This is a genomic window from Streptomyces sp. NPDC006012, assembly GCF_042871185.1.
Lineage (GTDB): Bacteria > Actinomycetota > Actinomycetes > Streptomycetales > Streptomycetaceae > Streptomyces.
Genome location: NZ_JBIAIE010000004.1, coordinates 42,704 through 62,778, shown reverse-complemented (window position 1 = coordinate 62,778; position 20,075 = coordinate 42,704). Strand labels below are relative to the sequence as shown.

Below are 20,075 nucleotides of genomic sequence, written 5' to 3'. Positions count from 1 at the left end.
CGCAATCCTCATGAGACCGTGATGTCTCGGGCCGTCCGGTACCCCGGCTTGCCGTGGACACTGTGCCAAGGTTTAAGGTGCGGTCGCCCGCTGCCACGCGACCCTCAAGCGGGCCCGGACCAGAAGCGACAGCGCGGCGTGCAGGAGGCCGGGAGGGGCCGGACACGGGCACACGACGCTTTTGGGGGCTTGACACCTATGGACCCGATCAACCCGGGACCCGAGGACCACGGCCGGGGCGACGGCTTCACGCCGCGCCCGCGCCCGCGCGGGGAATCCCTTACTCCGGACTTCGGCCAGAGCACACCCGTGCCCGTCCGCACGGTACGGCTCGTCTCCGGCGACCACCTGCTGACGGTCAACCCCGTCGACGGCAGCGAGATCGAACCCTGCCCGCCGGGCGAGCGGCCCGGCCGGCCCGTGAAGTTCACCGCCGCCGAGCGGGCCGAGGCCGCCCGCGCCGCCCGGCCGCCCGTGCCGCCGGGCCCCGCACAGCCCACGCTGCCGCTCCTGGCCCGCCAGGACGAGCGGGAACGCCTGGTCCGGCTGCTGGCCCGCGGCCGCTCCGTACGCCTCACCGGGCCCTCCGGGTCCGGCCGCACCGCCCTGCTCGACCTCGTCGCCGAGGACTGCACGGACCTCGCCCCGGACGGCGTGGTCCGCCTGAGCGGCTTCCACCGCACGGCGGGCGAGCTGCTGTACGACCTCTTCCACGCCGTGTACGACGCCCCCCGGTACCGGCCGGAGCGGGAGGAACTGTTCGGCCTGGTCGGGGAGATCGGCGCCGTGGTCGTCCTCGACGACATCGAGTTCGGCGGGGCTGCCCTCGACGAGCTGCTCGTGGCCACCCCCGAGTGCGCCTTCCTGATCGCCGCCACCCCCGAGGTGCCCGCGCCGTCCGCCGACTCCACCGTCGAGGAGGTCTTCCTTCCCGGCCTCGACCGCGCCGCGAGCGCGGACCTGCTGGAGCGGGCCGCCGGCCGCGTCCTGACCGAGGAAGAGGCCAACTGGGCGGGCGACCTCTGGTTCGAGTCCGAGGGCCTGCCGCTGCGGTTCGTCCAGGCCGCGGCCCTGCTGCGGCAGCGCGACCGGCAGCGGGCCGAGACCGGCGCCGTGGACGAGTTCGGGGTCTTCGAGAACGTACGCCCCGCGGGCGAGCCGGGCGGCGGCCCGGTGGCCTTCGGCGCGGACGCCGGCGCCGCCGACGCGGTGCCCCTGCCGTCCCTCGGCGAGGCCGCGGCGCCCGCGCCGCTGCTCGCGTCCCGGCTGAGCGCCTCGGCGCGTACCACGCTGCGGTTCGCCGTCGCGCTCGGCGGCGAGCTGCCGCACCAGGCGCACCTGCCCGCCCTGATCGGCGACACCCACGCGGACGCCGCGCTCGGCGAACTCGCGGGCTGCGGACTGGTCTCCGCGGCCGGCCCCCGCTACCGGCTCGCGGCGGGCGTGCAGGTGCAGTTGGAGGCCGCCGGATACGCCGACGACCTCGTCACCGAGGCCCTGGCCGCCGCCCAGCACTACTCCTGGTGGGCCGGCCACCCCTCGGTCACGCCCGAGCGGGTCTGCGCCGAGGCCGACGCGGTGCTCGCCGCGCTGGCCGTCCTGGTGCCGGTCGGCATGCCACCCGGCGAGGACCCGGCGAACCCCGCCGTGCAGCTCGCCCGCGCGGCCGCGCCCGCCTTCGCCTCGGGCCTGCACTGGGGCGCCTGGGAGCGGGCGCTGCGGTCCGGCGCCGAGGCCGCCCGGCTGGCCGGTGACGTCGCCGAACAGGCTTACTTCCACCACGAGTTGGGCATCCTCGCGCTCTGCGGCGGACAACTCGACCGGGCCCGCGCCGAACTGGAGGCGTCCATCGGCCTGCGCGGCGCGCTCGCCGACAAGCGCGGTGCCGTGGCCGGCCGCCGCGCCCTCGCCCTGGTCGTCGACCGTACGGGGGGCGTGCCCGCGGTCGGAGCCACCGCGGGCGAGGAGGTGCCCGACGCGCGCCACGACGAGTCCGTCCTGCCGTCCGCCGGCGTCCAGGCGGCCTTCCCGTCCACCGCACCGCGGTTCGGCGACACAGCCGTCACCCAGCGGATCGGCGCCCCGGTCCCGGCTCCGGCTCCGGCTCCGGCGACCGAGTCCCGCGGGGGCAGGCTGCGCCGGATGGCCCGCCGCAACGCCGTGGCGGCCGGATCCGGTGTCCTGCTCGCAGCCGTGCTCGGCACGGTGGTGACGCTCGGCATGACGTCCCACGACAGCGCCGACAACCCGTCCGGCACCATCGACGTCAGCCCGTCCGCCGGCCAGGGCACCGACGACGGTGCCCCGGGCGCGGGCACCCCGGACGACGACGGCGGCGGCGCCACCGGCGCGGCGACCGCCACACCGAGCGGCCCGGGCTCCGGCGGCACGCCCGGCGCCTCGGACGCCCCGACTCCGTCGGCGTCGGCCACGACCGGGGCCTCGGACCAGCCCGGCGGGACGGGCGGCTCGGGCGGTCACGACACGCCGAACCCGCCGTCCGAGCCGTCCACCAGCAGTTCACCGACGTCGAAACCGCCGACCTCCGGGCCGTCGACGTCGAAACCGCCCGTGACACCGTCCACCCCGCCGCCGACCAGCGAGCCACCGACTTCGCCGCCGCCGCCGTCCTCGCCGTCCATGTCCGACTCGGCCGGCGGGCCCCCGCCCACCGCGTCGGCGGGGACGAGCGGTGTCGCGAGCGGCCGGGAAGACATCGCCTGAGACGGCGCGGGCCGGATCCGTACCCCGGATCCGGCCCGCGCCGCTGCGGCTCAGAACAGCCGCAGCTTGTCGTCCTCGATGCCGCGCAGGGCGTCGTAGTCCAGCACCTGGCAGCCGATGCCCCGGTCGGTGGCGAGGACCCGGGCCTGGGGCTTGATCTCCTGGGCGGCGAAGACGCCGCGGACCGGGGCGAGATGCGGATCGCGGTTCAACAGCTCCAGATAGCGGGTGAGTTGCTCCACGCCGTCGATCTCACCGCGCCGCTTGATCTCGACGGCGACGGTCTGCCCCGCCGCGTCCCGGCACAGGATGTCCACCGGGCCGATGGCCGTCATGTACTCGCGGCGGATCAGCGTGTAGCCCTCGCCGAGCGTCTCGATGCGGTCGGCGAGCAGTTCCTGGAGGTGCGCCTCCACCCCGTCCTTGATCAGGCCGGGATCCACGCCGAGTTCGTGCGAGGAGTCGTGGAGGATCTCCTCCATCGTGATGATGAGCTTCTCGCCCGCCTTGTTGATGACGGTCCACACGCCGCCGGCGCCGTCCCCGGCGTCCCCGGTCTCCTCCTTCAGCGTGCAGGGCGGCGACATCCAGTTGAGGGGCTTGTAGGCCCGGTCGTCCGCGTGGATCGAGACGCTGCCGTCCGCCTTGACCAGAATCAGACGGGGAGCCGAGGGGAGGTGGGCGGTGAGCCGGCCGGCGTAGTCGACGGAGCACCGGGCAATGACGAGACGCATGGTCGGCAACGCTACTGGACGCGCCCCGCCACCCGCGATTCGCCCACCGGTCTCCCGTCGTCTCCCCGGCCGGGTCACGGTGGGCCGTCCCTCGTGCCCGTGTAAACAGTTGTTCATCCGTGGCCGATTGTGTGCTCAAAGAGATCGATCCATGTACGCATTCTGGTGGTGGCGTCACCGTCTGTTGCCTACCGTAGGAACGGGAGGTCGCGGCACGTGTACTCAGCGTGTCCGGTTGCCGCGTGCTCCCCTTACCTGTCCGGCAACCCCTGCTGTTCGGGGGTGCGAGAGGAGAACCCATGTCGCTCGACGTCTCACCGGCCCTACTCGAACAGGCCGAGCGAGGCGAGGTCGACGAAGCCGAATTCGTCGACTGCGTCCGGACCTCCCTGCCTTACGCATGGGAGATGATCAGCTCCCTGGTGGCCCAGCTGAAGGTGGACGGCGGAGACTTCGCCGACAACCAGACGCCGCCGCCCGACGAGCAGGCGCGCGGACAACTGCTGCGTGCGCTCGCGAGTGACGCGATGCGCGGCGCGCTGCAGCGCCACTTCGGTGTACGGCTGGCATTCCAGAACTGCCATCGCGTGGCGGTGTTCCCGCTGGACGCCTCGGCCGACGAGAGGCTGGCCCGCTTCACCTCGGTGCGCGGCCAGTTGCTCAACCAGTCGCCCGAACTGCGGGACTGCTGACGATGTGAGCTGCCTGCTTGCCGCTCCACCCGCGGGAGGTGCAACCAGTACCGGGGCGGCAAGCTCCCCGCCCGACAGGGGAGCAGAACGGCGTCAGCGCAGTTGAGGGAGGACCTCGGTGCCCAGCCGTCGTACGTTCTCCTCCGTCGTCGCGAGGTCGCCCGAACCCTCGACGAGCAGGGCGAAGCGGGAGATGCCCGTCCGCTCGGAGGTGGCCGCGAGCCGGTCGGCGCACAGCCGCGGGGTGCCCACCGGGTGCAGCCCGCAGAGGAGTTCGGTGTAGGCGACGGGATCGCGCATCCCCCGCTTCCGGCCGTCCACGGTCACATGCGCCTCCAGGCCCTGTTTCAGCCATCCCGGCAACGACTTCAGCAGCGTCTCCACGGCGTCGGTGCGCCGGTCGGTGATCTGGCAGACGCCCGCGGAGACATGGGCGGCGCCGGCGATCTCGTCCGCGGGCCGTCCCGCCGCGTGCGCGTACTGCCGCCACGCGTCGATCATCTCGGCCTTCTCCTCGTCCCCGACGTGCATCCCGAGCAGCATCGCGAGGCCGCGCTCGGCCGCCAGCCGCACGCTCGCCCGCGAGGTGCAGGCCACCACGACCTCGGGTCCCGGCAGGTCCGTCAGGGCCTCCACCGGGCGGGGCACCACGGGCACCTCGCGGAAGGCGAACCGCTCGCCCGCGGCCGCGACCGCCGGTTCGCGCAGCCAGCGCACCAGCAGATCGAGTGATTCGGGGAACCCTTGCTCGTACGCGGCCAGGCCCGAGCCGAACACCTCCAGGTCCACCCAAGGGCCGCCACGGCCCACGCCCAGGGTGAAACGCCCGCCACTCGTGACGTGGAGCAGCGCGGCCTGCTCGCCGAGGGCGACCGGATGGGCCGTGGGCAGCACGCTGACGGCCGTGCCGACCCGGATGCGACGGGTGCGGCCGAGCAGCAGCGCGGCCAGGGTGATCGCGGACGGACAAGTGCCGTACGGCACGAAGTGGTGCTCGGCCAGCCAGACCGCGTCGAGCCCCGCTTCCTCGGCGGCCTCCGCCGAACGGACCGCCCGGTGCAGCGCCTCCCCCTGTCCCTGCCCGGGGAACTGGGCGGCCAGCACAAAAGTTCCAAGGTGCATGGTGTTTCCTGCTTTCCTGGCTCCGACACGGAGCTCCCCCACCCCGGCATAACCGGCCGACACGTGCCAAGGACACGGCCCGGGGAGGGATGTACGGATTGTCTGCAGAATGCCTGGTTCTGGACGGTGACTTATGCGGTTTGACGCCCTTCGCGTACCCCCGCGCGGGCCGCGTAGGCTGGATGCGGCCCCTGCTTCCTGTACAGCCCCGTGAGGTGTCCCGTGTCCCCGCGTCGCAACCGGCCCAAGGACCCCAAGGGTGTGGCTTCGTCCGGCCGGAGCGCCGAGGACGACCGCGCCGACCGCTACGGCGGCTGGCAGTCCACGGAGTCCTGGCAGGGCGAGGAGTGGAACGTGCGCCATGTCGCCGGCGCCAGCGCTGTGGGCAAGACGTACCGCTGCCCCGGCTGTGACCAGGTGATCGCTTCCGGTGTCCCGCACGTGGTGGCCTGGCCGGAGCACGCGGGCGTCGACGACCGCCGTCATTGGCACAAGGCATGCTGGAACGCGAAGGACCGCCGCACCACACGGGTACAGCGGTCCAGAAACGTCCCGAAATTCTGACCAGGGGACCACACACCCGGCCACGACGTACCCGCACCTAGGCACGACCTGCGACACCGGACGCCCCCGCAGGGGCGCGGGGAACTGCGCGCCAAGCCACGACGCACCCGCAGCCGCCTACGAGTCCTACCGCCCCATGGGCCCTGACGCGCCCGCCGCTACGTACGGGCCCCGACACCGGACGCCCCCGCAGGGGCGCGGGGAACTGCGCGCCAAGCCACGACGCACCAGCAGCCGCCAACGAGCCCCACCGCCGGGCGAACCCAAACCATCCGCCCCACCAGCGGAGCTAAACGTCCCGCTTCTCCAGTAGCAAGCACGCCACCGCGAACACGACCGCTGTCACGCCCAGCGCGATCCACAGCGGATCCCAGCCCGACGGGCCGGAACGGCTCAGCGAGTTGGAGTAGAAGACGGCCATCTGGTTCGGGATCGAGTACTCGAACAGCGCCTCGCGCACCTTCTCCAGCGACTGCGAGAACATGAACAGCGCGATCACCAGCGGCGCGAGCAGGACGCCGATCATGATGGTGATGGCGCCCGCCGAGTGCCGGATGACCGACCCGACGACGAGCGAGAGCAGCCCGAGCAGCGCGACGTACAGGCTGACGCCCACCGTGCCCTTCAGCCATTCCTCACCGGTCGGCCGCTGCGCGCCGGGGACGCTGTCCAGCATGGACGTCTGCGCCAGGGCGACGACGACGGTGCAGATCAGGGTGATGGCGAAGGCGAGGAGGAAGAACACGATCGCCTTCGCGGCCAGCACCCGCACTCGGGAGGGGCAGGCCGTCACCGTCGTACGGATCATGCCCGTGCCGTACTCCGACGCCGTGGTCAGCACGCCCAGCGTGATGATGCACATGGTGCCCAGCAGCAGTCCGAAGAAGCCGAGGGCCAGTGAGTTGTCGCCGGACGAGTCCGACGCCGCGCGGCTGACCAGCAGACCGGCCAGCAGGCCGATGCCGACCACGAGGACGACGAACACGCCGAGCGTCCACATGGTCGAGCGCACCGACCTGATCTTCGTCCACTCGGAGGCGAGCGCATGCCCGAGGTGCGTGCGCACCACCGGGATCGGCGAGGTGTAACCGGGGTACGACCCGTCGGGCGCCGACTGCCGCAGGGCCGGGTCCGGCACTGCCTGGGGCATCGGGGGCTGGTGGGTGCTCATCGGGCGTCCTCGGGCTCGGTCGGGTCGGCGGCGGGCTGGGCCGGCGCACCCGCCGGCGGCTGTGCCTGGGGCGGCTGCGGGGCCGGCTGGGCGTACGGGTTCGGGTGCCCCGCAGCGGGCGCCGGCGCGCTGTACGGATTGGGCGTGCCCCCCGCCGCGCCGTACGGCCCGGCGGGCGCTCCCTGCCCGCCGTACGGCCCGTTGGGCGCCCCGCCGGGCCCCTGCGGTCCCGGAGGCATCGCGAACGCCTGGCTGCCCTGCTGGGGCGCCGGCGGCGCGTACCAGCCCGGCTGGCCCTGACCCGGTACCGGCATCGGCGGCTGCGCCCCGGGCGGCAGCGGCTGCTGGAGCCCCGCCCTCTGGTCGGTGGTGGAGCGGTAGTCGACGGCGCCCTGCGTCATCCGCATGTACGCCTCTTCGAGCGACGCCTGGTGCGGCGACAGCTCCCACAGCCGTACGTCGGACTCGTGCGCCAGCTCGCTGATGCGGGGGAGCGGCAGCCCCGTGACGCGCAGCGCGCCGTCCTGCTCCGGCAGCACCTGCCCGCCCGCCTCGGTGAGCGCGGAGGTCAGCTTCTCGCGCAGTTTGGGCTCGGTGTCCGGCGTCCGTACGCGCGCGAAGTCGGCGGAGTTGGCGGAGATGAAGTCCGACACGCTCATGTCGGCGAGCAGCTGTCCGCGCCCGATGACGATCAGGTGGTCGGCCGTCAGCGCCATCTCGCTCATCAGGTGGCTGGAGACGAACACCGTCCGCCCCTCCGCGGCGAGCGCCTTCATCAGGTTCCGCACCCACAGGATGCCCTCGGGGTCGAGCCCGTTGACCGGCTCGTCGAACAGCAGCACCTGCGGGTCGCCGAGCAGCGCCGCCGCGATGCCCAGCCGCTGGCCCATGCCCAGCGAGAAGCCCTTGGACCGCCTGCCGGCCACGTCCTGGAGACCGACGACGCCGAGGACCTCGTCCACCCGGCGGGCCGGGATGCCGGACAGCTGGGCCAGGCAGAGCAGGTGGCTGCGGGCGGCCCGGCCGCCGTGCACCGCCTTCGCGTCGAGCAGCGCGCCCACCTGGCGGGGAGCGTTCGGCAGCTTCCGGTAGGGGTAGCCGCCGATCGTCACCGAGCCCGCGGTGGGATTGTCCAGGCCGAGGATCATCCGCATGGTCGTCGACTTGCCCGAGCCGTTCGGCCCGAGGAAGCCGGTGACGGCCCCGGGCCGCACCTGGAAGGAAAGGTTGTGGACGGCGGTCTTGTCGCCGTAGCGCTTGGTCAGGCCGACAGCCTCGATCATGCTCCGGTCCCCATCGGAAGGTTTGCCTCGAACAGTTCAGGACGACGGGGCAACGCCCCCGTAAGGGTTAGGAGCTTAGCCGGGCGCTGACGGTTCCGCTCAAGGGACTGCAAAGGCCCACGAGCACTATGCGTCCCGTTTCTTCAGCAGGGCGTAACCGCCGATCAGGGCCGCGAGCACCCACAGCACCATGATGCCGAGGCCGCCCCAGGGCCCGTACGGGGGGCTGTCGTCCACCCGGGGCACCACCTGCATGATCCGGCTGCCGGCCTGGTCGGGCAGGAACCGGCCGATCTTCTTCGTGGCGTCGACGTTGCCGAGGATGTTCGAGATCAGGAAGAAGAACGGCATCAGGATGCCGAGCGACAGCAGCGGTGAGCGCAGCATCGAGGCGACGCCCATCGAGAACACGGCGATCAGGGTCATGTAGAGCCCGCCGCCGACGACCGCCCGCAGCACCCCGGGGTCGGCGAGCTGCGTCCGGTGGGAGCCGAGCATCGCCTGCCCGAGGAAGAACGCGGCGAAGCTCGTCGCCATGCCGACCACCAGGGCCAGCGCGGCGGCCACCGCGATCTTGCTGAACAGGAACGTACCGCGGCGCGGGACCGCGGCCAGCGAGGTGCGGATCATGCCGGTGCTGTACTCGTTCGACACCACCAGCACCCCGAACACGATCAGCGCCAGCTGGCCCAGGGTCATGCCCGCGAAACTCACGTACGTGGGGTCGAAGGACACCCGCTCCCGGGCGGGCATGTCGTCGAACTGGCTCCGCGACAGGGCGGAGATCAGCATGCCGAGGGCGATCGTGACGACCACGGCGAGGGACAGCGTCCACACCGTCGACGCCACGGACCGGATCTTCGTCCACTCGGACCGGATGACCTGCGCGGCCGCCATGGCTCAAACTCCCTTCCAGTCGGCACCCCAGTCCCGCGGGACCGGAGTGGTCTCGGAGTGCGCGTGGTACTCCACCGACTCCGCCGTCAGCTGCATGAACGCTTCTTCAAGAGAGGCCTGCTGCGGGCTCAGCTCGTGCAGCACGACCCCGTGCCGGGCGGCCAGCTCGCCGATCTGCTCGGCCTTGCCGCCCTCCGCCTCCAGCGCGCCGCCACCCGCCTGGACGACCGTGATCCCGGCCTGGTGCAGCACGTCGAGCAGCCGCTCGCGCTGCGGGGTGCGGATACGGACGTACGACCGCGAGTTCTCCTGGATGAAACCGGCCATGGAGGTGTCGGCGAGCAGCCGCCCCTGCCCGATGACCACGAGGTGGTCGGCGGTCAGCGCCATCTCGCTCATCAGGTGGCTGGAGACGAACACCGTCCGCCCCTCGGCCGCGAGCGCCTTCATCAGGTTCCGGATCCAGTGGATGCCCTCGGGGTCGAGCCCGTTGACCGGCTCGTCGAACATCAGGATCCGCGGATCGCCGAGCAGGGCGCCCGCGATCCCGAGCCGCTGCCCCATCCCGAGCGAGAACCCCTTGGCCTTCTTGCGGGCCACCGCCGTCAGCCCCACGGTGTCCAGCACCTCGTTCACCCGGCCGGCCGGGATCCCGTTGCTCTGCGCCAGACACAGCAGATGGTGGTAGGCGCTCCGTCCGCCGTGCGTGGCCTTCGCGTCCAGCAGCGCCCCGATATAGGTGAGGGGGTCCGTCAGCTGGTCGTAGTGCCTGCCGTCGATGCGGACGTCGCCCGCGGTGGGGTGGTCGAGCCCGAGGATCATCCGCATGGTCGTGGACTTGCCTGCGCCGTTGGGCCCCAGGAAGCCCGTGACGATACCCGGCCGCACGGCGAACGTGAGGCCGTCCACCGCGACCTTGTCCCCGTACCGCTTGGTCAGCCCCGCCAGCTCAATCATGCGGACACGCTAAGACGCGACGAAGCCCCCTGCCACCGGAATGGCAGAGGGCTTCGTCACCGTTCAGCCGGTGTACAGACGGGCGTCAGCGCGACTGCTGCGCCGGCACACCCCGGGAGATCGGCTCGTCGTCGGTCGGGGAACCGGCCGCGGCCACCGCGGCGCCGGTGAGCGTGGCGAGCATCTCGCGCACGTTCGTCAGCTGGGCGTTGATGCTGTCGCGGCGGTTGGTGAGCGCCGCCAGCTCGCGCTCGGATTCCGAGCGGATCCGGTCGGCCTTGGCGTTGGCGTCGGCCACGATGTCCTCGGCCTGGCGCTGGGCCGTCTCCACCGTCTGGCGGGCGCGGCGCTCCGCGTCGGTACGCAGCTTCTCGGCCTCCAGACGCAGCTGCTCCGCGCGGTGCTCGATCTCCGCCAGGCGCTTCTCGGCCTTCTGCTGACGCGAGGCCAGGTCGCGCTCGGACTGCTCGCGGCGCTTGGCGAGGTTCGTCTCGAAGTCGGCGGCGGCCTGGGCGGCCTTGGCACGGGTCTCCTCGAAGAGGGCGTCCGCCTCCTCGCGCTTGGACTGCGCGTCCTTCTGCGCGTCGGAGCGCAGCTGCGAGGCGTCACTCTTGGCCTTGTCGACGATCCGGACGCCCTCGTCCTCGGCCTTGGCCTTGCGCTCGGCCGCGAACGACTCCGCGTCGTTGCGCACCTGCTGGGCCGCGGACTCGGCCAGCTCGCGGTGCTGCTCGGACGCCCGGCGGGCCTCGTCGCGCAGGTCCTTGGCCTCCTCCTCGGCGAGACGGAGGATCTTCTCGACCCGTGCGCCGAGACCTGCGTACGACGGCTCGGCGTCGCTTACCTGAGCCTGGGCGTTCTGCGTTTCGAGGTGCAGTTCCTCGATGCGCTTTTCCAGAGCGGTGATGCGGGTGAGCGCGCTGTCACGGTCGGAGACGAGTTTGGAGATCCGTTCGTCCACCTGAGCGCGGTCGTACCCACGCCGCACAAGCTCGAAGCCGTAGGGGGAAGTGTCGCTCATGGGGTTCCTGTCGAAAGAGACCGGTGAGGTGATAGGTGGAATCCTAGGCGCCCAAGCGGTGTGTCATCGAGCGGATGCGTGTTTGATCTGGAGAATGACACCCCTTTTGAGTGGCTAACCTGTGGACGGCTTGCCAAGGACTTGCTCAAAGGCCCCAGAACATACCGGAACGGGCCCTGTCCGCTAGCCTTCTGACGACTTGCCACCCGATCGGGGAGCACCCACCGTCGCGCTCGCCTTGACCCCCGAGTCCTTGCCGGCCGACGGGGTCTCGAAGGACTCCAACGCCTCCAGGACGTCCTGGACACGGGAGATCTCCGCATTGATGTCCTCGCGGCGGCGCACCAGGATCTCCAGCTCGCGCTTGCCCTCCTCGACCGTGCGCCTGGCCTCGCGGATCGCCTCGGCCTTCAGCGCCTCGGCCTCCTTCACGAGCGTGGCCTTCTTCTGCTCGGCCTCCTTGAGCAGACCCTCTGCCTTCTTGACGGCGGCGATACGGACCTTGCCCGCCTCGGAGTTGGCCTCCGAGACGATCTCCTTGGCCTTCGCCTGCGCCTTGGCGAGCTGTTCCTCGGCGGCCTTGATGAGCGCGTCGCAGCGGTCGCCGGTCGATTTCATCGTCTCGGCGGCCTCGCGGCGGGCCCGCTCGTGCAGTTCCTCGATCTCGCCCGTGAGCCGCTCGCGCAGCTCCTCCGCGCGCTCCCGGATCGCGGTGGCGTCCCGGCGGGCACCGACCAGCAGTTCGTCGGCGTCCGTACGGGACTTCTCCACCAGTGTGTTGCCCTCGACCGTCGCCTCGGACACCAGCCGATCGGCCTCGCTGCGGGCCGCGCCCACCATCGTGTCGGCCTGCGCCTCCGCGTCCGCGGTGGTCTTGTGGGCCTGCTGCTGCGCCTCCGTGAGCAGCTTGTCGGCCTCCGCCGTGGTCTCCGTGATGAGGGTGTCGACCTGCTCGGCCGCCTCGGAGCGCCGCTTGTTGGCGTCCTTGCGGGCCTCGTCCAGCAACCGGTCGGACTCGTCGCGCGCGCTGGACACCAGCCGCTCCGCCTCCGCCTCCGCCTCGGTCCTGACCCGTTCGGAGTCGCTGCGGATCCGCTCGGCGTGCTGCTGCGCCGACCCGACGGTCTCGGCGGCCTCGGCCCGCAGCCGCTCCGCGTCCCCGGTCGCGTCCGAGATCAGCTGCTCGGCCTGGGCGACCGACTCGGCCCGCACCCGCTCCGCCTCGGCGACGGTCTCCGACTGCAGCCGCTCGGCCTCGCTGCGCGCCTCGGTGATCAGCGTGTCCGCCTGCGTCGCCGCGTCCGAGCGGATGCGGTTGGCGTCCTCGCGGGCCTCCGCACGCGTGCGCGCGGCGGCCTGCTCGGCCTCGGCGATGGTCTCCGAGGCATCGGTGCGCACCCGCTGGGCGTGTGCGGACGCGTCCGAACGCAGCCGCTCCGCCTCGGCGATCGCCTCCGCCGTGGTCCGCTCGGCGAGCGCGCGGGCCGCCTCGGACTCCTCCTGGGCCTCGCGGCGCATCCGGCTCGCGTCGTCCCCGGCCCGCTCCCGCTCGGCGTAGGCGTCGGCGCGGACCCGGTCCGCCTCCTCCTCGGCCTCCCGCCGGGTCCGCTCCGCGGCGTGCTCGGCCGCCGAGCGCAGCCCGGTGATCTCCTCCTGCGCCTGCTCGTGCAGCCCGGCCACGGAGTCCCGGACCTGCTGGGCGTGCTGCTCGGCCGCCGCCACCATCTCGGTGGCACGCCGGTCGGCCTCCTCGACCAGGCGGACCGCCTCGGCCTGCGCGTCCTCGACCCGCTTGCGCGCCGAGGCCAAAAGCTCCTCGCTCTGCTCGCGGGCCCGCTCGCGTTCCTGGTCGGCCTCCTGGCGGGCGGAACCGAGGAGTTCCTCGGCCTCGCGGCGGCGCCGGACGGCCTCCTCCTGGGCGGCGGCCAGCGTCTCGGACGCCTCCGTGGCCAGCCGCTCCGCGGCGGCCTGCGCCTCCGCCCGCACCCGGTCGGCGGTGTCCTGCGCCTCCGTCTTCAGCCGCTCCGCCTCGGCCGCGGCCTCCGAGCGCAGGCGTACGGCGACGGCCTCGCCCTCCGCGCGGGACGCCGAGGCGTCGGCGGCGGCCTCGGTGCGCAGCCGCTCCGCCTCGGCCTCCGCCTGCTGCTGGAGCGTACGGATCCGCTCGGCGGCCTCGGTGCGCAGCCGCTCGGCCTCCTCGGCGGCCTCGCGGCGGATGCCGGCGGCCTCCTCGCGGGCCTCGGACAGTGCCTCCTCGGCGGCGGCAAGCCGGTCCTCGGCCTCGGTGTGCAGCCGGGTCAGCTCCTGGGCCGCCTCGGTGCGCCGGGCCTCGACCGCCTGCTCGGTCTCCTCGCGCAGCTCGCGCGCGGCCCGCTCGGCCTCCGCCGTGACCTTCTCGGCCTGCTCGGCGGCCTCCGCGCGGTGCCGCTCGGCCTCGGTGCGGGTGCGCTCCAGGGTCTCCTCGGCCTGCCGGCGCAGCGTCGTCGCCCGCTCGATGGCCTCCGTACGGACCTTCTCGCTGTCCGTCGTGGCCGCCTGGCGCAGCTCGTCGGCGTCCGCCTTGGCCTTGGCCAGCAGTTCCTCGGCGGACCTGGCGGCCTCCTCGATCTGCTGGACCGCCTCGCGCCGGGCCTCGGCCCGGATGCTCTCGCCCTCGGCGACCGCGTCGGCCCGCAGCTGCTCGGCCTCGCCGCGCAGCCGGCGGGCCTCCTCCTGCAGCTCGACCGTCTTGGCCCGGTACTCCTTGGTGTCGTCCTTCGCCGCGCCCTTGAGCTGCTCGGCGATGTCGTGCGCCTCGGCGCGCAGCCGGTCCGCCTCGGTCTCCGCCTCGGTGCGGATCCGCTCGGCCTCCTCGGCCGCCGCCTTGGTGGTCCGCTTGGCCTCCTCGGCCGCCTTGTTCAGAACGTCCTCGGCGGTCTTCGCCGCCTTGGACAGCTGGGAGGCCGCCTCCTCGGCGGTGGCCGTACGGGCCTTCTCGCCGGCCTCGGCGACGATCTTCTCGGCCTCGGTGCGGGCGTCCGCGACGACCTGCTCGGCCTCCGCCTTGGTGTTCTCGGCGTCCTTCGTGGCCTCGCTGACCAGCCGCGCGACCTGCTCCTTGGCGGTGCGCGTGCGCTGCTCGTTGGTCGCCTCCGCGCCGGCCAGTGCCTTGGCGGCGGTCTCCTTCGCCTCGGTGACCAGCTTCTCCGCCTCGCTGCGCGCCTCGCGCAGCGCCGTGTCGGCCTCGGCCATCCGCTGCTCGGCGGCCCGGCTCAGCTCACCGGCCTGCCGACGGGCCGTGTCCGACTCGGACGCGGTGGAGGTGCGCAGCTGCTCGGCGTGGTCGGTGGCCTCCTGGGCCTGCGTGGACGCGGCGTTCAGCAGCCGTTCGGCGTCGGTGCGGGCCCGGCGCAGCAACTGCTCGGCCTCGGCACGGGCGCTCTCGGTGTCGGCCTGGAGCCGCTGCCGGGCCGCGGCGGTCAGCCGCTCGGCCTCGGCGCGGGCGGCGGCCATGGCCTGCTCCGACTCGGCACGGGACTCGTCGAGCAGCCGGCGGGCCTGCGACTCGGAACGGGCGCGCAGCTGCTCCGCCCACGCCACGTTCTCGTTGACGTGCGATTCGACGGTCTGGCGGCGCTCGGCCAGCTCCTGGTCCAGCTGCTGGCGGCGGGTGACCGCCTCCTGGTGCAGCTCTGCCTGGAGCCGGGCGGCCTGCTCGGCGTGCTCCTGGAGGATGCGCTGGGTCTGCGCGCGGACCTGGCTCAGCTCGCGCTCGGCGTCCTGGCGCAGCTGGTCGGCCTGCACCTGGGCATTGCGCAGCAGCTGCTCGGCCTGGTAGCCGAGGTCACCGCCGTCGTAGGCCGGCCGGGACATGATGGTGCGCCGCGCCTCGTGCAGCTTGGCGCGCAGCACCTCGACCTGGTAGCCGAGGTCCTCGGCGTGCTGGATCGCCTTTTCCCGCTCGGTCGTCAGCCGCTTCATCTCGGCCTCGAACCGAGAGAGGTGGTCGACGTCAGCCGCCGGCTCTCGCTCCTGGCTCTCGTAGCCCCGCACTGCGCGGTCCCATCCGTCCCCTGGTCGCAAGTTTCTCCGAACGGGCTCCGTCCGTCCGCCGGACGGGGCCCCCGGGGAATGGTGTCAGATCAACGGCGGAGCGCGCTCTGCTGCCCCGGCGCTCGCCCCCCGAAACCCGGACCCCGGTGGTCCTTTCGGCAAAGGAGGAATCGTACGCCCACAGGGCGTACCGCCCGGTGTCCGGTGCAGCCGACCGCAAGGTGCCGGAAGGTCCTCGTAGCGGAGCTACCAGGGCCTTTGGCAACGCGGCGAGCGTGCGTGCCAGACGTCGCGCGGCAGATGCCACCTTTGACGGCAGGACCGGGCCGCCCCGCCTTCCAGGGCGACCGGTCCCAACCCTACCGGCCCTTATGTACGCGGGTCAGTGCCCAGGTGACTCAACAGGCGCCGAAGTGACCAGTTCCGTCAGTACGCCGTGGCAGTCCTTCGGGTGCAGGAAGGTGATCCGCGACCCCATGGAGCCGCGCCGTGGCTCCGGGTACAGGACGCGTACGCCCTTGTCCCGGATGTCGGCCGCGTCCGCGTCCACGTCCGCGGTGCCGAAGGCGATGTGGTGCACGCCCTCGCCGTTCTTCGCCAGCCACTTCCCGACCGGGGAGTCCTCCCGGACCGGCTCCAGCAGCTGGAGGTACGAAGCGCCGCCGTCGGACGTATCGTTGATCTTGAGCATGGCCTCGCGTACGCCCTGTTCCTCGTTGACCTCGGTGTGGAAGACCTCGAAGCCGTACGTGGCCCGGTAGAACTCGACCGTTGCGTCGAGGTCATGACAGGCAATCCCGATGTGGTCGATTCGCGTCAGCATGGAATCAGTGGAGCGCTCCGGAGGTGGTTACGCAACGTGCGCGCGATCACACCGAAAGGCCGATGACGGCCGCGACCGGCCCTCAGTACATTCGATGTAAACCCTCGTTCACTCCTCAGCTTCTGTGCAGCTGAAAGGGGATCGCACCTCATGTCCGCAACGAACAGCACGACCTCCGTCATCGTCGCAGGTGCCCGTACTCCGATGGGACGGCTGCTCGGCTCGCTCAAGTCCTTCTCGGGAGCCGACCTCGGCGGCTTCGCGATCAAGGCCGCCCTCGACCGTGCGGGGATCGGCGGCGACCAGGTCCAGTACGTGATCATGGGGCAGGTGCTCCAGGCCGGGGCCGGGCAGATCCCGGCCCGGCAGGCGGCGGTCAAGGCCGGCATCCCCATGAGCGTGCCGGCGCTCACCGTCAACAAGGTCTGCCTGTCCGGACTCGACGCCATCGCCCTCGCCGACCAGCTGATCCGCGCGGGTGAGTTCGACATCGTGGTGGCCGGCGGCCAGGAGTCCATGACCAACGCCCCCCACCTGCTCCCGAAGTCCCGCGAGGGCTACAAGTACGGCGCGGTCGAAATGCTCGACGCCATGGCGTACGACGGCCTGACCGACCCGTGGGAGGCCATCCCCATGGGCGCGTCAACCGAGAAGCACAACACGCGCCTCGGCATCGGCCGCCCGGCGCAGGACGAGATCGCCGCCCTCTCCCACCAGCGGGCCGCCACCGCCCAGAAGAACGGCGTCTTCGAGGCCGAGATCACCCCGGTGGAGATCCCGCAGCGCAAGGGCGACCCGGTCCTGTTCAGCCAGGACGAGGGCATCCGCGGCGACACCACCGTTCAGACGCTCGGCCGGCTGCGCCCGGCCTTCGCGGCGGACGGCACCATCACCGCCGGCAGTTCCTCGCAGATCTCGGACGGCGCCGCGGCCGTCGTCGTGATGAGCAAGGCCAAGGCCGAGGAACTGGGCCTCGACTGGCTCGCGGAGATCGGCGCGCACGGCAACGTGGCGGGCCCGGACAACAGCCTTCAGTCGCAGCCGTCGAACGCGATCCGGCAGGCCCTGAAGAAGGACGGCCTGGACGTCTTGGACCTCGATCTGATCGAGATCAACGAGGCGTTCGCCGCCGTCGCCGTCCAGTCCATGAAGGACCTCGGCGTATCCACCGAAAAGGTGAACGTCAACGGGGGTGCCATCGCCCTCGGCCACCCGATCGGCATGTCCGGTGCCCGGCTCGTACTGCACCTGGCGCTGGAGCTGAAGCGCCGTGGCGGCGGGGTCGGCGCCGCCGCCCTGTGCGGGGGCGGCGGTCAGGGTGACGCGCTGATCGTGCGGGTACCGAGGACCTGAAGTCCGCCCGTACGGCAGCAGGCAGCCGGCGCGTCGAGCTAGCGAACGGAGCAGTGATGCAGGACGTCTCCTCTCTGGTGGCCCAGGCCAGGGACGGCCGGCCGCGGGCCGTGGCCCGGCTGATCTCCCTGGTGGAGGGGGCGTCCCCGCAGCTCAGGGAGGTCATGGCGGCGCTCGCGCCGCTGACCGGCGGCGCCTACGTGATCGGCCTCACCGGTTCCCCGGGCGTCGGCAAGTCGACGACGACGTCGGCGCTGGTGACGGCCTACCGCAAGGAGGGCCGGCGGGTCGGCGTGCTGGCCGTCGACCCCTCCTCCCCGTTCTCCGGCGGGGCCCTGCTCGGCGACCGGGTGCGCATGTCGGAGCACGCCTCCGATCCGGGCGTCTACATCCGCTCCATGGCCACCCGCGGCCACCTCGGCGGACTCGCCTGGGCCGCCCCGCAGGCGATCCGGGTCCTGGACGCGGCGGGCTGCGACGTGATCCTCGTCGAGACGGTCGGCGTCGGCCAGTCGGAGGTGGAGATCGCCTCCCAGGCCGACACGTCCGTCGTCCTGCTCGCCCCCGGGATGGGCGACGGCATCCAGGCGGCCAAGGCGGGGATCCTGGAGATCGGTGACGTGTACGTCGTCAACAAGGCCGACCGGGACGGCGCCGACGCCACGGCCCGGGAGCTGAACCACATGCTCGGCCTCGGCGAGTCCCGCGGCCCCGGCGACTGGCGCCCGCCCATCGTGAAGACGGTCGCCTCCCGCGCGGAGGGCATCGACGAGGTCGTCGAGGCGCTGGAGAAGCACCGGGCCTGGACGGAGGAGCGGGGCGTGCTGGCCGAACGCCGGCTGGCCCGCGCCGCCCACGAGGTCGAGACGATCGCCGTCACGGCCCTGCGCGAACGCATCGGCGACCTCTCCGGCGACCGCCACCTGACCGCCCTCGCGGAACGCATCGTCGCGGGCGAGCTGGACCCCTACGGCGCCGCGGACCAACTGGTGGCGGGCCTCACGGACAGCTGACGCGCCGTCCTGCCCGCGCAGGGTGCGGGGCAGAGCGGGGGGAGAGCGCCGCCGCGGCGGCGGACGCGGGCTCCGGGCGGGTGGATGCCGGTGCGCTGGGCCGTACGGTGCTCAGGGCGCCGGACACGGACGAGTGACGGGCCTCACCCGGAGCGGAGCCCCGGGCGGCCCGGCGAGGGCGGATCCGCTCGATCCGCGCGGGCCGCCGACCGGGATGTCCGCGACGGCCGAGGCCGGGCACCGGCCGCTTCGGTGCCCACCGGTTGCCGCACGGGCGCGTGGTCGGGGTGCCTGGGCTGCTGGTACGTTGAGCCGCATGTTCCTCTCCTTGGCGTAGCGCGCACCACGGCGGCGCGTACCGTGCCCGGCCCTTCGGGCCGTCGGCCTGCGCGGCGCTCCGGTTGCCCCCGCCCCACATGCTCGTTCCGAGGAACCCACCCATGTCCGCGCCCGCCCCGTCGCGCCCCGTCTCCCTCCCGCGGCCGTCGTACGCCGCCGTCCTGCGCGTCCCGCACGCGCGCCGTACCTTTGCCGCCGCCCTCGTCGCCCGCCTGTCGTACGGCACGGTGTCGCTGTCGGTGCTGCTCTCCGTCACCCGGGCCACCGGGTCGTACGTCGTCGCGGGTGCCGTGATGGGCCTGTTCGGTGCCGCGACCGTCTTTCTGCTGCCGCTGCGGGCCGCCCTGGTGGACCGGCACGGTCCCCGCCGGGCCCTCGTCCCCATGGCGTCGGTGTACGGCGTCCTGCTGTGCGTCCTGGCGGTGCTGACCTGGCGCCCCGGGGTGCCGGCGGTGGCGATCGGTGCGGCTGCCGCGCTCGCGGGCGCCTGCGCGCCGCCGCTCGGGCCCACGATGCGCGCCCTGTGGTCCGAACTCGTCGCCGACCGGCGGCTGCTGCAACGGGCGTACAGCCTGGACGGGGTCGCCGAGGAACTGGTGTTCGTGACCGGTCCCGTGCTGGTCGGGGCGCTGGTGCCGTACGCGCCGCCGGCCAGTGGTGTGCTGCTGAGCGCCGTGCTGAACGTGGCGGGCACGCTCGTGTTCATGGCGTCCCCGGCGGTGGCCGGCCCGCGGGCCCGGCCCGCCGCCCGCACGGACCGGCCGCGCCGCCGGTTCGCGGGCCGCCGGGGACTGCCGGCCCCGGTCGTGGTGGCCGCCGCGGTCGGGCTCGTGCTGAGCGCGGTGGAGCTGCTGGTGATGGCCTTCGTGACCCGCCACGCGTACGACGACGCCGTGGTGCCCTGGATGCTGGCCGCGCTCTCGGCGGGCAGCGCGCTGGGCGGGCTGCTGAACGGCGCCGTCGACTGGCGGGCCCCCGCCCGGGTGCGCCTGCCGTGGTGCGCGGCGGGCCTCGGCGCGGTCGTGGCCGCGGCGGGCCTCGCACCGGGCCTGGGCGCGCTCGCCGTGGCCATGGCCTGCGCGGGTGTCTTCATCGCCCCCGCTCTGACGACCGCGTACCTGCTGGCCGACGAGACGGCGGCCGCGGGGCGCCGCACCCAGGCGGGGGCCTGGGTGAACACGGCTGTCAACGCCGGGAGTTCGAGCGGTGCGCCGCTCGCCGGGCTGCTCGCCGGGCGGCTGCCGATCGGGATGTGCTTCCTGCTGACGGGCGCGGTGACCGCCGTGGCCGCCCTGGGCGCGATCCGGCGTACCGCGGCGGACAGGACCTGAACCGGCCCGGCCCGCCGTC

Annotated in this window: 15 protein-coding genes; 6 read left to right on the top strand and 9 right to left on the bottom strand. The window is 73.0% G+C overall.

Annotated features, from left to right (window positions below; translation table 11 throughout):
- Positions 1 to 198: 198 nt before the first annotated feature.
- Positions 199 to 2,724, top strand: a complete 2,526-nt coding sequence (locus tag ACFYPJ_RS09740; protein WP_389013988.1) for an ATP-binding protein — start codon at positions 199 to 201, stop codon at positions 2,722 to 2,724.
- A 50-nt stretch (positions 2,725 to 2,774) separates the two neighbouring features.
- Here ACFYPJ_RS09740 and nucS read toward each other — a convergent pair whose 3' ends face one another.
- Positions 2,775 to 3,458 carry an endonuclease NucS gene (nucS, locus tag ACFYPJ_RS09735; RefSeq protein WP_389013151.1) on the bottom strand — a complete coding sequence of 228 codons (684 nt, stop codon included), beginning with the start codon at positions 3,456 to 3,458 and terminating at the stop codon, positions 2,775 to 2,777.
- Positions 3,459 to 3,757: 299 nt separating this feature from the next.
- Between nucS and ACFYPJ_RS09730 the strand changes: the two genes are divergently transcribed.
- Positions 3,758 to 4,150 (top strand): SCO5389 family protein, encoded by a 393-nt coding sequence (locus ACFYPJ_RS09730; protein ID WP_389013149.1) that lies wholly within the window; start codon positions 3,758 to 3,760, stop codon positions 4,148 to 4,150.
- Positions 4,151 to 4,243: 93 nt separating this feature from the next.
- Here the strand turns inward: ACFYPJ_RS09730 and ACFYPJ_RS09725 are convergent, their stop codons facing one another.
- A complete protein-coding gene (locus ACFYPJ_RS09725; RefSeq protein ID WP_389013146.1) occupies positions 4,244 to 5,272 on the bottom strand; it encodes an LLM class flavin-dependent oxidoreductase in 1,029 nt (342 codons plus the stop codon).
- Between the two features lie 222 nt (positions 5,273 to 5,494).
- Here ACFYPJ_RS09725 and ACFYPJ_RS09720 point away from each other — a divergent pair, with 222 nt between their 5' ends.
- Positions 5,495 to 5,836, top strand: coding sequence for an ATP/GTP-binding protein (locus ACFYPJ_RS09720; RefSeq protein ID WP_389013144.1), 342 nt, complete (start codon positions 5,495 to 5,497; stop codon positions 5,834 to 5,836).
- 289 nt (positions 5,837 to 6,125) lie between these two features.
- On the opposite strand, the gene ACFYPJ_RS09715 is transcribed toward ACFYPJ_RS09720, so the two are convergent.
- The 7 genes from ACFYPJ_RS09715 to mce form a co-directional block, all read right to left on the bottom strand.
- Positions 6,126 to 7,007 carry an ABC transporter permease subunit gene (locus ACFYPJ_RS09715; protein WP_389013141.1) on the bottom strand — a complete coding sequence of 294 codons (882 nt, stop codon included), beginning with the start codon at positions 7,005 to 7,007 and terminating at the stop codon, positions 6,126 to 6,128.
- Complete coding sequence (locus ACFYPJ_RS09710; protein ID WP_389013138.1) at positions 7,004 to 8,290, bottom strand: ABC transporter ATP-binding protein; 1,287 nt, start codon at positions 8,288 to 8,290, stop codon at positions 7,004 to 7,006. The genes ACFYPJ_RS09715 and ACFYPJ_RS09710 overlap by 4 nt, the downstream gene beginning before the upstream one ends.
- Positions 8,291 to 8,416: 126 nt before the next feature.
- A complete protein-coding gene (locus ACFYPJ_RS09705; protein WP_389013136.1) occupies positions 8,417 to 9,187 on the bottom strand; it encodes an ABC transporter permease in 771 nt (256 codons plus the stop codon).
- A gap of 3 nt (positions 9,188 to 9,190) precedes the next feature.
- The gene (locus ACFYPJ_RS09700; RefSeq protein WP_389013133.1) at positions 9,191 to 10,144 is read right to left on the bottom strand and encodes an ATP-binding cassette domain-containing protein; all 954 of its coding nucleotides are present in this window, start codon (positions 10,142 to 10,144) and stop codon (positions 9,191 to 9,193) included.
- Between the two features lie 85 nt (positions 10,145 to 10,229).
- Positions 10,230 to 11,165 (bottom strand): cellulose-binding protein, encoded by a 936-nt coding sequence (locus ACFYPJ_RS09695; RefSeq protein ID WP_389013130.1) that lies wholly within the window; start codon positions 11,163 to 11,165, stop codon positions 10,230 to 10,232.
- Positions 11,166 to 11,348: 183 nt separating this feature from the next.
- A complete protein-coding gene (gene scy / locus ACFYPJ_RS09690; protein WP_389013127.1) occupies positions 11,349 to 15,197 on the bottom strand; it encodes a polarized growth protein Scy in 3,849 nt (1,282 codons plus the stop codon).
- Between the two features lie 382 nt (positions 15,198 to 15,579).
- The gene (gene mce / locus ACFYPJ_RS09685) at positions 15,580 to 16,020 is read right to left on the bottom strand and encodes a methylmalonyl-CoA epimerase (RefSeq protein ID WP_389013124.1); all 441 of its coding nucleotides are present in this window, start codon (positions 16,018 to 16,020) and stop codon (positions 15,580 to 15,582) included.
- A 150-nt stretch (positions 16,021 to 16,170) separates the two neighbouring features.
- Here mce and ACFYPJ_RS09680 point away from each other — a divergent pair, with 150 nt between their 5' ends.
- The 3 genes from ACFYPJ_RS09680 (at position 16,171) to ACFYPJ_RS09670 (ending at position 20,056) form a co-directional block, all read left to right on the top strand.
- Positions 16,171 to 17,373, top strand: coding sequence for an acetyl-CoA C-acetyltransferase (locus tag ACFYPJ_RS09680; RefSeq protein WP_389013121.1), 1,203 nt, complete (start codon positions 16,171 to 16,173; stop codon positions 17,371 to 17,373).
- Positions 17,374 to 17,429: 56 nt separating this feature from the next.
- Positions 17,430 to 18,386, top strand: a complete 957-nt coding sequence (gene meaB / locus ACFYPJ_RS09675) for a methylmalonyl Co-A mutase-associated GTPase MeaB (RefSeq protein ID WP_389013118.1) — start codon at positions 17,430 to 17,432, stop codon at positions 18,384 to 18,386.
- Between the two features lie 440 nt (positions 18,387 to 18,826).
- Positions 18,827 to 20,056, top strand: coding sequence for an MFS transporter (locus tag ACFYPJ_RS09670; RefSeq protein WP_389013115.1), 1,230 nt, complete (start codon positions 18,827 to 18,829; stop codon positions 20,054 to 20,056).
- Positions 20,057 to 20,075 lie beyond the last annotated feature (19 nt).